At 67.9% G+C, this 12,000-nt stretch carries 11 protein-coding genes; 5 read left to right on the top strand and 6 right to left on the bottom strand.

Annotated features, from left to right (window positions below; genetic code table 11):
* Both ON38_RS05515 and glgB read left to right on the top strand, forming a co-directional pair.
* On the top strand, window positions 1–1,316 hold a 1,316-nt coding region (locus ON38_RS05515), incomplete at its 5' end, for an alpha-1,4-glucan--maltose-1-phosphate maltosyltransferase (RefSeq protein WP_039822877.1).
* Between the two features lie 7 nt (window positions 1,317–1,323).
* Window positions 1,324–3,480 carry a 1,4-alpha-glucan branching protein GlgB gene (gene glgB, locus ON38_RS05510; protein WP_039822870.1) on the top strand — a complete coding sequence of 719 codons (2,157 nt, stop codon included), beginning with the start codon at window positions 1,324–1,326 and terminating at the stop codon, window positions 3,478–3,480.
* 512 nt (window positions 3,481–3,992) lie between these two features.
* On the opposite strand, the gene ON38_RS05505 is transcribed toward glgB, so the two are convergent.
* From ON38_RS05505 to ON38_RS05495, 3 genes are all read right to left on the bottom strand, one after another.
* Complete coding sequence (locus tag ON38_RS05505) at window positions 3,993–4,841, bottom strand: tetratricopeptide repeat protein (protein ID WP_083872294.1); 849 nt, start codon at window positions 4,839–4,841, stop codon at window positions 3,993–3,995.
* Window positions 4,842–4,902: 61 nt separating this feature from the next.
* The gene (locus tag ON38_RS05500; protein ID WP_083872295.1) at window positions 4,903–5,271 is read right to left on the bottom strand and encodes a DUF3817 domain-containing protein; all 369 of its coding nucleotides are present in this window, start codon (window positions 5,269–5,271) and stop codon (window positions 4,903–4,905) included.
* A gap of 79 nt (window positions 5,272–5,350) precedes the next feature.
* Window positions 5,351–6,529: an acetyl-CoA C-acetyltransferase gene (locus tag ON38_RS05495; protein ID WP_039822867.1), complete on the bottom strand. Its 1,179-nt coding sequence runs from the start codon at window positions 6,527–6,529 to the stop codon at window positions 5,351–5,353.
* 513 nt (window positions 6,530–7,042) lie between these two features.
* Between ON38_RS05495 and mce the strand changes: the two genes are divergently transcribed.
* Entirely contained in the window at window positions 7,043–7,516 is a 474-nt protein-coding gene (gene mce / locus ON38_RS05490; RefSeq protein ID WP_039822866.1) for a methylmalonyl-CoA epimerase, read from the top strand.
* An 86-nt stretch (window positions 7,517–7,602) separates the two neighbouring features.
* The gene (locus tag ON38_RS05485; RefSeq protein ID WP_039822873.1) at window positions 7,603–8,619 is read left to right on the top strand and encodes a coiled-coil domain-containing protein; all 1,017 of its coding nucleotides are present in this window, start codon (window positions 7,603–7,605) and stop codon (window positions 8,617–8,619) included.
* A 159-nt stretch (window positions 8,620–8,778) separates the two neighbouring features.
* Here ON38_RS05485 and ON38_RS05480 read toward each other — a convergent pair whose 3' ends face one another.
* The gene (locus ON38_RS05480; protein ID WP_083872292.1) at window positions 8,779–9,546 is read right to left on the bottom strand and encodes an MBL fold metallo-hydrolase; all 768 of its coding nucleotides are present in this window, start codon (window positions 9,544–9,546) and stop codon (window positions 8,779–8,781) included.
* A gap of 71 nt (window positions 9,547–9,617) precedes the next feature.
* Between ON38_RS05480 and ON38_RS05475 the strand changes: the two genes are divergently transcribed.
* Window positions 9,618–10,625 carry a GlxA family transcriptional regulator gene (locus ON38_RS05475; RefSeq protein ID WP_051164407.1) on the top strand — a complete coding sequence of 336 codons (1,008 nt, stop codon included), beginning with the start codon at window positions 9,618–9,620 and terminating at the stop codon, window positions 10,623–10,625.
* A gap of 184 nt (window positions 10,626–10,809) precedes the next feature.
* Here the strand turns inward: ON38_RS05475 and ON38_RS37390 are convergent, their stop codons facing one another.
* Complete coding sequence (locus ON38_RS37390) at window positions 10,810–11,115, bottom strand: Rv1322 family protein (RefSeq protein WP_083872290.1); 306 nt, start codon at window positions 11,113–11,115, stop codon at window positions 10,810–10,812.
* A 10-nt stretch (window positions 11,116–11,125) separates the two neighbouring features.
* Window positions 11,126–11,812 (bottom strand): endonuclease NucS, encoded by a 687-nt coding sequence (gene nucS / locus ON38_RS05470; RefSeq protein WP_030525509.1) that lies wholly within the window; start codon window positions 11,810–11,812, stop codon window positions 11,126–11,128.
* Between the last annotated feature and the right edge of the window lie 188 nt (window positions 11,813–12,000).

Here is a 12,000-nt window from a genome sequence, read left to right as displayed (position 1 = left end):
CGTCGATGGGATTCGACGTGGTCTACCTGCCGCCGATCCATCCCATCGGCAGGATCAACCGCAAAGGTCGTAACAACGCGCTCACCGCGGGCCCCGGCGATGTCGGCTCGCCGTGGGCGATCGGTTCGGCCGAGGGCGGTCACGACGCATTCCACCCGCAACTGGGCACCGAGGCCGATTTCACCGCCTTCGTTCGCGCGGCGACGGAACTCGGCCTGGAGGTCGCGCTGGATCTGGCGCTGCAGTGCGCGCCCGACCATCCCTGGGTGAGCGCGCATCCGGAGTGGTTCACCACGCTGCCCGACGGCACCATCGCCTACGCCGAGAATCCGCCCAAGAAGTACCAGGACATCTATCCACTGGATTTCGATCACGACCCGGATGGTCTGTACGCCGAAGTACTCCGGGTGGTGCGGTACTGGGTCGGCCTGGGAGTGAAGATCTTCCGGGTCGACAACCCGCACACCAAACCGGCCGATTTCTGGGAGTGGCTGATCGCCGCGGTGCGCCGCACCGATCCGGACGTGATCTTCCTGTCCGAGGCGTTCACCTATCCCGCCCGGCTCTACGGTCTGGCGCGCCGCGGTTTCAGCCAGTCCTACACCTACTTCACCTGGCGCACCCACAAACAGGAGCTCACCGAGTTCGGCGCCGAACTCGCCGCCAAAGCCGACGAGGCCCGGCCCAACCTCTTCGTCAATACGCCCGACATCCTGCACGAGAGCCTGCAGCACGGGGGCCCGGGGATGTTCGCGATCCGCGCGGTCCTCGCCGCGACCCTGGGCCCCAGCTGGGGGGTGTACTCGGGTTACGAACTCTTCGAGCACCGGGCGGTGCGCCCCGGCAGCGAGGAGTACCTGGATTCGGAGAAATACGAGCTGCGCCCCCGCCCGTTCGCCGCGGCCCGCGCCCGCGGCGAATCCCTCGAACCGCTGCTCACCCGGCTCAACGAGATCCGCCGCCGGCATCCGGCGTTACAGCAGCTGCGCTGCCTGCACTTCCACCACGTCGACAACGACAACCTGCTCGCGTATTCGAAAATCGATCCCGCCACCGGAGACGCGGTTCTGGTGGTGGTGAACCTGAATCCGTTCACCGCCGAACAGGGCATGCTGTCGCTGGACCTGCCCGCGATCGGCCGGGAATGGCACGACCATCCGGTGGTCCACGACGAGATCGGCGGCGAGCAGTACCACTGGGCACAGACCAACTACATCCGACTCGATCCCGCGCACGCGGTCGCCCACATCATCGCGCTGCCCCCGGTGCCCCATCACGCCCGCGCCGCCCTGGCCTACCGGCGCGGATTCCGGTGACGCCGTGATGGATCGCCGCGACCTGCTGCTCCTCGCCGCGGGCACGCATCCCGACCCGCATACGGTGCTCGGCGCGCACCCGCACCCCGACGGCACCGCGGTACGGGTATTGCGACCCGCCGCGGAATCGGTGTCGGTGCTGGTCGGTGGGGTCGATCATCCGCTGGAGTCGCTGGGGCACGGCATCTTCACGGCCGTGCTCCCGTACCCGGAGATCCTCGACTACCGCGTCGTCACCGTGCACCCCCGCCGGCCGGCCACCGTGACCGCCGACGGCTACCGCTTCCTGCCCACCCTCGGCGAACTGGACCTGCACCTCATCGGTGAGGGCCGGCACCAGCGTCTGTGGGAGGTACTGGGCGCGCATCCGCGGACCTATCGTGGTCTGGACGGTGAGGTCGCCGGCGTTTCCTTCGCGGTCTGGGCGCCGAACGCCCGCGGCGTCACCGTCTTCGGTGATTTCGACCGCTGGCAGGGCGGCACCTTCCCGATGCGTTCGCTCGGGAAGTCGGGAGTGTGGGAGGTTTTCGTCCCCGGCGCCGCCCCCGGCGACCGCTACAAATACCGGGTCCACGGGGCCGACGGGCGGATCGCCGATCACGCCGATCCGGTCGCGTTCGCCACCGAACTCCCGCCGGCCACCGCCTCCGTCGTCACCGAGACCGGATACCGCTGGACCGATCAGAGCTGGCTCACCGCCCGCACCCACACCGACCCGGCCCGAGCCCCGTTCAGTGTCTTCGAAGTGCATCTCGCGTCCTGGCGGCCGGGACTGGACTACCGCGAACTCGCCACCGAACTCAGCGACTACGTCCGCGCGCTCGGCTTCACCCATGTCGAACTGCTCCCCGTGGCCGAACACCCCTTCGGCGGGTCCTGGGGATATCAGGTCACCTCGTATTACGCCCCGACCGCACGCTTCGGCAGCCCGGATGATTTCCGCGCCTTCGTCGACCGTATGCACGCCGACGGTATCGGCGTCATTCTCGACTGGGTGCCCGCGCATTTCCCGCGCGACGCCTGGGCGCTGGCCCGTTTCGACGGCACCCCGCTCTACGAGCACCCGGACCCGCGCCGCGGCGAACAGCCCGAGTGGGGCACCTACATGTTCGACTACGGCCGGCCCGAAGTGCGCAACTTCCTGGTCGCCAACGCCCGGTTCTGGGTGGAGGAGTTCCATATCGACGGCCTGCGCGTCGACGCGGTGGCGGCCATGCTGTACCTCGACTACGCCAGGCCGGGCGGCGGCTGGGAACCCAATATCCACGGCGGCCGCGAGAACCTGGAGGCCGTCGCCTTCCTCACCGAGCTCAACGACAGCCTGCACGCCTCGTATCCGGGCGTCGTCACCATCGCCGAGGAGTCCACCACCTGGGCGGGGGTGACCCGCGCCACCGAGGTGGGCGGGCTCGGCTTCTCCATGAAATGGAACATGGGCTGGATGCACGACACTCTCGGCTATCTGGGCCGGGATCCGGTGCACCGCACCTGGCACCACAACGAGATCACCTTCTCGCTCATGTACGCGTGGAGCGAGAACTACATCCTGCCCATCAGCCACGACGAGGTCGTGCACGGCAAGGGCACACTGTGGACCCGGATGCCCGGCGACGAGTTCGCCAAAGCCGGCGGGGTGCGCGCGCTGCTCGCCTACATGTGGGCCCATCCGGGTAAGCAACTGCTGTTCATGGGCCAGGAGTTCGGGCACTACCGCGAATGGTGGCACGACCACAGTCTCGACTGGCATGAACTCGGCAACCCACTGCACCGCGGTATCCAGCTGCTGGTCGCCGACCTGAACCGGGTCTACCGCCACCACCCGGCGCTGTGGAGTCAGGACACCACCCCCGGCGGCCACTCGTGGATCACCGCCGACGACCGGGAGTCCAATGTCCTGGCCTTCCTCCGCCACGGCGCCGACGGCAGCACGGTGGCCTGTATCTGCAATTTCTCCGGCGCCACCTACCACGGCTACCGCATCGGCCTGCCCGCGGCCGGGGACTGGACAGAAGTCCTGAACACCGACGCGCTCGAGTACGGCGGCACCGGCTCGGGCAATCTCGGCGTGGTGCACGCCGACCCGGTGAGCCGGCACGACCGTCCCGCGTCGGCCGCCCTCACACTGGGCCCGCTCAGCGTCGTCTGGCTGACCCCGCGGCCCTGAACAGCCGCAGGGGCACAGGAGAGGCCAACGGGCATCGATCCGCCAAAGGCCCCGAGCACACCCGAGGATCGGAGATATTCGGTGGTGCCCCGCCGCCTCGAAGCGTTGCGTCCATAGCTACTGGATCGCGCCCCTGGTACCGAGTTCTGTCAGGCCGACACCAGTCGAAAACTGCGAAACGCCGGAACGGGATGTCCGGGGTCGTCTCGTCGAACTCGACGAATACGAGGTGCGTCGGCATTCGATGCCCCGGATCGGCTGCCAACTCGACCGCACGGCCGACCTGGCTTGGGACCGCCCGCGCAAACGGCAGCCCCACTCGGTGCCGAGTTCAGCGAGGCCCACAAAGGGTCGAGGCCCGTCCCGCCGTTCAGGCCTCGAAAGCGCCCGCGCCGAAGGCGCAAGTCTCGAGGCCTGAACGGCGGGACCTTCGGGGGCCTCGACCCCGCGCGCCGAAGGCGCGCCAAAAAACACAGCCTCGACCCCGCGCCGCCGAAGGCGGCGCCATAGATTCAGTAGAGCGCGGTGGCCAGTTTGCGGCGAGCCGCCACCACGAACGGTTCCGCCTGGTCGAAGAGTTCGAAGAGTTCCAGCAGGCGGGTTCGGACCGTGGTGCGTTCGTCACCGGCGGTCCGGGCCACCAGGGCGATGAGCCGATCGAACGCGGCCTCGGGTCGCTGCTGGAAGAGTTCCACATCGGCGGCGTCGAGCGCGGCCGCGACATTGCCGGGGTCGGCGTCGGCGGTGGCGATCGCCGATTCCGGGAGTTCCTGCGCCCGGCGCAGGAACTTCACCTGCCGCAGCGCCGCTTTGGCCTCGGTGTTGCCGGGCTCCTGGGCGACGATCGACTCATAGGCCGATTCCGCGCCCGCCAGGTCACCCTGTTCGAGCAGGGCCTCCGCTGCCGCGAATCGCGGATCGGTGGGCTGCTCCTGTGGCGCGTTCGGGTCGCCCTCGAGTTTGCCCTCCACCGCCTGCACGACGGCGGTCAGCCACTGCGATACCTGTGCCTCCGGCTGGTTGCCCTGGAAATCGGCCAGCGGCTGGCCGCCGGCGACCGCGATCACCGTCGGGATGCCCTGGACGCCGAAGGCCTGGGCGATCCGCATATTGCTCTCGGCTTCGACGGCGGCGAGATCCCACGCGCCGCCCGCCTCGCCCACCAGCCGCTCCAGCAGCTGGACCAGTTCGATGCTGCCGGGGCTGCGCTGTGAGTACAGCGCCACCACGACCGGCACCTGGGCGGAGCGGCGCAGCACCTTGGTCTCGAAATCCGCCTCGGTGACCGTATGGTCGCCGGTGGCCGCCGGCGCCCCCGCCGGCGGCTGCTTGAGGGCGGACAGATCCACCGCCCCGGACATGGCGGCGGCTACGGCGGGTGAAGGACGGCGGGATGCTGGTCGAGTCACAGGTTCCAGTTTGTCACGAGGAGGCCGCGAGGGTCTGCGGGGACTCGGTGGCGCCGGCCGCACTCGGCTCGCCCAGCTTGCCGGTGCGTACGGCCCACACCTCGAAGATCACCGTGAAGAACGGCGGGATGCTGGACAGCAGCGCCAGCACCGTGGTCTTCCAGTTCCATTCGAGCTCACGCGAGGCGAGCAGCGCCGTCAGCACGAACAGGATGAAGACGCCGCCGTGGACCGGCCCGAAGATCTTCACGCCGATCTCGTTGCCCTCCGCGGGCAGGTACTTGAACGCCATTCCCACCAGCAGCCCCAGCCAGGACAGCGCTTCGAGCACTGCGAAGAAGCGGAACCTGCCGGCAACGGTACGCAGACCAAGGAAGTTCATGCGCCCCATTGTGCACTAGCCACTACACGGTGTCGTAGTCGAACCGGTCACACCGGTCACACAAGACAAACCGGGCGGTCTACACCTTGACGATCAGCGCATCGCCCTGGCCGCCGCCGCCACACAGCGCGGCCGCCCCGATACCGCCGCCGCGACGCTTCAGTTCCAGCGCCAGATGCAGCACGATCCGCGCACCCGACATCCCGAGCGGATGCCCGACCGCGATGGCGCCGCCGTTCACGTTCACCTTCGCCGGATCGATGCCGAGCTTGCGGGTCGAGGCGATACCGACGGCCGCGAACGCCTCGTTGATCTCCACCAGGTCCAGATCGGCGGGGGCGATCCCCTCTTTGGCGCACGCCTTGGCGATGGCGTTCGCCGGCTGATCCTGCAGGGTCGAATCCGGTCCGGCCACCACACCGGCCGCACCGATCTCGGCGATCCAGCTCAGCCCGAGCTCCTGCGCCTTGGCCTTGCTCATCACGACCACCGCGGCCGCACCGTCGGAGATCTGCGACGCCGACCCGGCGGTGATGGTGCCGTCCTTGCGGAACGACGGTCGCAGTGTGGACAGCGATTCTTCGGTGGTATCGGCCCGGATGCCCTCGTCCTGGCGCACCACGACCGGATCACCCTTGCGCTGCGGCACCTCGACCGGGGTCACCTCGTCGTCGAAGATCCCGTTCTTCCAGGCGGCGGCGGCCCGCTGATGCGAAGCGGCGGCGAACGCGTCCTGATCGGCCCGGGTGATCGGGTCGGCGTCGTTGCGCTGCTCGGTGAGCGCGCCCATCGCCTGATCGGTGAAGATATCGTGCAGCCCGTCGTAGGCCATGTGATCGCGCAGGGTCACATCACCGTATTTGAAGCCTTCGCGGCTCTTCTCGAGCATATGCGGCGCGCGGCTCATCGATTCCTGCCCACCGGCCACCACGATCTCGTACTCCCCGGCCCGGATCAGCTGATCCGCCAGCGCGATGGCGTTGATCCCGGACAGACACACCTTGTTCAGCGTCAGCGCTGGCACGTCCATCGGGATACCGCCCGCCACCGCGGCCTGCCGGGCCGGGATCTGTCCGGCACCCGCGGTGAGTACCTGGCCCATGATCACGTAATCGACCTGGTCACCCCGGACCCCGGCCTTCTCGAGCGCCGCGGCGATCGCGAACCCGCCCAGATCCGAGCCGCTGAAATCCTTCAGACCGCCCAGCAGCCGGCCGATGGGGGTACGCGCACCGGCCACGATCACGGAGTTGGTCACGACGAGCCTCCTGTGTTTACGACGCCGCCTCCGGCGGCGCGGGGTCGGGGCCCTCGTGGCCCCGGTTCTTCACTTCGACGCCCGGTCGCTCCGCAACCGGGGCGGGCCCCGATCACCGGGAGCGGCGGTCCGGGAAAGACGAGCGACGCGCGCAGGAGCGCTTCGGACGGCCCGGGAAGGTCCACGACACTGTCGGTGTTCATGGTTTCGACCTCCGGGCGGTACCTGCGGCGCTCGGTCGCGCCACGCCCGGGAGCGGGCACGGACCACCACGACCGGCGGCCCTTCGTGTTCCCGATCCCGCCGGAAACACGCGGTGCGACCCCGCGATCCTCGCGTTACGCGATAGCGACGCGCGGTGCGGACTACTCCACGGTAGCTTGCGGTCTTCCCGGATCGGCGTGCAGGGATGCGCAGATCACCTCGTCAAGATTTGACGGCAGCCGCCCTCTGTTGACCTGGATCCGGGTGGGTACGCGACCGCGGCACGGTGGAACGCGCTACTTTCGAAGGGTGAGCACCGCTACCCCGTCATCAGAATTCATTCCCGCCGACTACATCGTCGCGGTCGACCACGTCGGGATCGCCGTTCCCGACCTGGACACCGCCGTCGCCTGGTACGCGGAGAACCTCGGTCTGGTCGAAACCCACCGGGAGGTCAACGAGGAACAGGGCGTTCAGGAAGCGATGCTGTCCGCGCCCGCCGCCGAGGACGATTCGACTGCTCTGCAGTTGCTGGCCCCCCTCGACGAAACCTCCACCATCGCGAAATTCATCGATCGCAGCGGCCCGGGCCTGCAGCAGCTCGCCTTCCGGGTCACCGATATCGAAGCCGTTTCCGCATATCTGCGTGATCGCGGCATGCGCCTGCTGTACGAGGCGCCACGACGCGGAACCGCCGACTCCCGCATCAATTTCGTCCACCCGAAGGATGCTGGCGGTGTGCTGGTCGAGTTACTGGAACCGGATCCGAATGTTACGCACTAGTATCAACATCGGGCTGTAAGGAGTCGCTCCGATAACATTCCCGGTCGGCTCACCATGCGCAGGTCTCAGGCTGTAGTTTGTTGGCCATGTCGTCACCCGAGTCCGATCGCAATCGCTTCGTTGCGCTGCCCTTCACCGTTGTGCGCAAGGGTTATGCGCAAGACGAGGTGCGTAACTATTTCGACCGCTTCGATGCCGAGTTGCGGGTTACCGCCACCGACCGCGACGCCGCCGCCGCCCAGGCCCGGAACCTCGCCAGTCAGCTGGAAGACGCCCGCGACGAAATCGACGAACTCCGCAAGGAAGTCGACCGGCTGTCCGTACCGCCGACCACCGCGGAGGGGATGAGCGACCGCATCTCCCGCATGTTGCGATTGGCCTCGGACGAGGCGTCCGAGGTTCGCGCGCTCGCCCAGGCCGAAGCCGCCGAGATGGTTTCCATCGCGGAGCAGCAGGCCACCGAAATGCGCGGCAAATACGAATCCCTGCTCGCCGAAACCAAAGAAAAGCGCGAAGCGCTGGAAATCGAATACGAGCAGACGCTGGCGAATGCTCGTACCGAATCCGCCAAGATCATCGATGCCGCCCAGGCCGACGCCGAGCGTCTGGCCAAGGAGTCCGAGGCCAAGCGCAAGGCCACGCAGCAGGACTTCGAGGTCACCATGGCCGAGCGTCGCACCAAGCTGACCCGCGCCATGGAGGAGCTCGAGGCCACCAGCCGCGCCGAGGCCGCCCAGCGGATCAAGGACGCCACCGACGAGGCCAACCGCCTCATCACCTCGGCGACCCAGACCTCCGAGCGCAAGATCGCGCACGCGAAGGAGCTGGCCGAGGAGATGCGCGTCCTGCGCGGCCGGGTCCTGGCCCAGCTGCTCGGTATCCGCGGCCAGCTCGATTCGGTGCCGGCCATGCTCGCGGCCGTCAACCGGGAGAGCGAACTGCTCGACGGTGTGCCCGAGCAGCCGCGTAAGTCCATCGGCAGCGGTCAGAACAACAAGTCTGTGAACGGCCCGCGTCAGAAGGCCATCCCCGAGGTTAGCTCCGAGGACGACTCCGACGATATCCTCGAGGAAGAACGCGAGAACGCCGACATCAGCCACTGAGCTGCTGTCGGAACGTACACGGCGACACCGTAGATCAATCCGAAGGCCGCCCCGTCGGGGCGGCCTTCCTCATATCCGCCGAACGGCGACGCGATCACCCCTCACCGCGATACGCGAGACGCGGTCCGTGATGTGACCGATCCACCGCGGTCGGCCTCTTCACACGCGGACGGACTGCCCCCGCGGTGGAATGACCAGTTGCGCGCGCCGACCCGCGTACTCGAACGCGCGACCCAGATGGTCGAGAGTCTCCGTGAAATGGGCCCATCCCTCACCGTGCACCGCGACGAGCACCGCCTCACCCAGCAGTTCCGCGGCCCGGACCGCGGTACGGGCATTGAGGGTCACGTCGGCATCACCGAACCGGCCGACATTGGCCGCGCCGACGTTAACTATCGCGATATCGACCTGCCCCACACGCTCGACGATGTCGCGGACCACGTCCACCGAGGCATTGTCGCCGGAGACGTACACCGTCGGCTCTCCCGCGGCCCGCAGCACGAATCCGGTGACGACACCGCTGAGCGGTTCGCAACCCTCGGGCCCGTGCAGCGCGGGCGTACCGGTCACTTCCACGTCACCGATGGTGATGGTCTCCCAGTTCCGCAGGCCGCGGACATCGTCCAATCGCGCGGCGGCATCCGGGGTGGACAGGACGGTCGGCACCGTGGTCAGGAAATCGCGGCCGGAGATATCGAGGTTGTCGGCGTGCTGATCGTGCGAGAGCAGAACCACGTCGACCGGGCCGACCTGCTCCGGCGACACCGCCGGGCCGTCGAGTTTACGCAGGGTGACCGGGCCCGGGTAGTCACGGGGCGCGTCGAAGGTCGGGTCGGTCAGCCAGGTCAGACCGGCGTAGCGGAAGCGGAGGGTCGGGCCGCCGATATGCAGGATTTCGATGGCGCCGCGGGCGATCGTGTTCGTCATGAAGATCAGTCTCGGTATCCGGAACGATCCGCAACAGTGGCCCGAAGGGCACATATCGCTAATATCAGGCCATGATCTCCGTGGCGGTTGTCGCCTTCGCCGGTATCAGCCCCTTCCACCTCTCGGTCCCCACGCTGGTGTTCGGCCGCGCAGGCGTCGGCAAACCCGACGATTGGCCTTATGAGGTCCGGATCTGCGCGCAGACCCCCGGCATGCTCACCACTGCGGCCGGGTTCGATATCTCCGTTCCGAACGACCTCGAGGCGATGTCCGGGGCCGATATCGTGATCATCCCGAGCTGGCTGCCCGATACCCTCCCGCCGGAACCCCTCCTCGACAGCATGCGCACCGCCCACGCGGCGGGCGCGCGCATCGTCGGATTGTGCCTCGGAGCCTGGGTGGTGGCCGCCAGCGGACTCGTCGACGGCCGGGAGATCACCACGCACTGGTCGGCCGCCGAGAACCTGGCTCGCGCGCACCCGGCAGTACGGGTGCGCGCGGATATGCTCTGGTCGGACCTGGGCGACGTCATCACCTCCGCCGGCGTCGCCGCCGCTCTCGACTGCTGCCTGCATGTGGTCCGCGCCGACCTCGGCACTCTCGTCGCGGCCGACCTCGCCCGCGGTCTCGTTCTCGCGCCGCACCGCAGTGGATCCCAGTCCCAGTTCATTCCGGTGGCGGTACCCGAAGCCATCGACGACGATCCCATCGAACGCGCCATGGTGTGGGCGAGCACCCGGTTGGCCGTGCCGGTCGGCCTGGACGAGTGGGCCCGTACCGCGTTGATGTCGCGACGCACGTTCACCCGCCGCTTCCGGGAACGCACCGGCAGCAGTCCACAACAGTGGCTGCTGCACCAGCGAGCCGACCGGGCACGTCTACTGTTGGAGAGCACCGACCACACCATGGAACGCATAGCCGCTGATGCGGGCTTCGGCAGCGCGGTGAATCTACGCCACCATTTCCATCGAATCCTGGGCATCAGCCCGGCTGCTCATCGCGCGCTCTTCCGCAACCGAACCTCGGCGTCGAGCCCGGCGATACGCGAAGTCCCGCACGACCGGTCGGTAACGATCTGAGGGGACCGCGCCTCCTCCGGGGCGATACACGCCGATCCGGCGGCTTCCTTACGCCCCGTTCGGCGCGCCTGCGGCGACAGCCCGGCCCATGCCTCGAATCCCGCGTTCCACCCGGCAGGTCCTACCGGAACCGGTAGCTACCAGCAGTGCGGGTATTTCTCGCACCGCTGGGAGTTCATCAGGTCTACGACCACCTTCGGGTGATCCCGCGAGTCCACCGGCCGTTCCAGCAGCCTCCGTGCCAGTGCCGCCGGTCGGTCTCCCCACCATCGGCCGGCCAGGCCACGATATGCGCTACCCCGGGCATGATCTCGTGATCGCAGCCCGGGCAACGGTACCGTTTTACAGCACGCGCCCCCGGCACGGTACGGACGACGTACTCGTCTCCGTCCGGCCCCGATTCGGTCCGCCGGTAGACATCGCCCAGCCCGCCACCGGTCCGCGACGGCTCCGCCCGGGAGTGCGCGCTGCGCGGATTTCGTCGTGGCATGACCCCAAGTCTAGAAGAGCCGGAATTCGTTGCTCTCGGTCCCGCGTAGGGCGTCGTAATCAAGGGTCAGACAGCGGATCCCGCGATCCTCGGCCAGCGTGCGCGCCTGGGGCTTGATCTGCTGCGCCGCGAAGACCCCCGCGACCGGCGTCAGCAATGGGTCCCGGTTCAGCAACTCCAGGTACCGGGTGAGCTGTTCGACGCCGTCGATCTCGCCCCGGCGCTTGATCTCCACGGCCACGGTTCCGCCGTCCGCGTCGCGGCACAGCAGATCCACCGGCCCGATCGCCGTCATGTACTCCCGCCGGACGAGGCTGTATCCGGCGCCCAGCGTTTCCACGTGCTCGGCCAGCAGTTCCTGCAGATGCGCTTCCACGCCGTCCTTCACCAGCCCGGGATCCACGCCCAGCTCGTGGCTGGAGTCGTGCTCGATCTCCTCGATCCCGATCCGCAGTTCCTCGCCCGCCTTGTTGCTGACAACCCACAGCGCTTTCAATTGCGCGGCGGCCGCGTCCGGCTGCCGCTCGTCCAACCAGCAGGGCGGGCTCATCCAGTTCAACGGCTTGTACGAACCCCCGTCGGAATGGACGAGCACCGACCCGTCCGCCTTGATCATCAGCAGCCGGCGGGCCATCGGCAGGTGAGCGGTCAAGCGCCCCACGTAGTCGACCTGGCACCGTGCAATCACGAGTCGCATCCGGCAGAGTCTAGGCGCTACCGCCGCGCACCGATCACAGCGGAGGTCTGCCCGTCGCCTTTTCCCTCGCAATTCATGGGCCTCGAATGTTCGATGGCTATTTCGCGACCGATGCGCGAGCCGGAAAACAAACAACCTCGAAAACGACTTCAGGGGGCCCACGATGTGGGCCCCCTGAAGGGAAATAT

It is taken from the genome of Nocardia testacea NBRC 100365 (assembly GCF_000308775.1).
Classification (GTDB): Bacteria; Actinomycetota; Actinomycetes; order Mycobacteriales; family Mycobacteriaceae; genus Nocardia; species Nocardia testacea.
The sequence above is the reverse complement of the archived record's forward strand: the minus strand, read 5'-3'. Positions and strand labels throughout refer to the sequence as shown.

Bases quoted from the DNA above. Each gene is read 5' to 3' on its own strand.
- ON38_RS05500 (WP_083872295.1), bottom strand. From the start codon at position 5,271: ATGAACTTCCTTGGTCTGCGTACCGTTGCCGGCAGGTTCCGCTTCTTC.
- nucS (WP_030525509.1), bottom strand. From the start codon at position 11,812: ATGCGACTCGTGATTGCACGGTGCCAGGTCGACTACGTGGGGCGCTTG.
- ON38_RS05480 (WP_083872292.1), bottom strand. From the start codon at position 9,546: ATGACGAACACGATCGCCCGCGGCGCCATCGAAATCCTGCATATCGGC.
- ON38_RS37390 (WP_083872290.1), bottom strand. From the start codon at position 11,115: ATGCCACGACGAAATCCGCGCAGCGCGCACTCCCGGGCGGAGCCGTCG.
- ON38_RS05485 (WP_039822873.1), top strand. From the start codon at position 7,603: ATGTCGTCACCCGAGTCCGATCGCAATCGCTTCGTTGCGCTGCCCTTC.
- ON38_RS05505 (WP_083872294.1), bottom strand. From the start codon at position 4,841: ATGTCCGGGGCGGTGGATCTGTCCGCCCTCAAGCAGCCGCCGGCGGGG.
- ON38_RS05475 (WP_051164407.1), top strand. From the start codon at position 9,618: ATGATCTCCGTGGCGGTTGTCGCCTTCGCCGGTATCAGCCCCTTCCAC.
- glgB (WP_039822870.1), top strand. From the start codon at position 1,324: ATGGATCGCCGCGACCTGCTGCTCCTCGCCGCGGGCACGCATCCCGAC.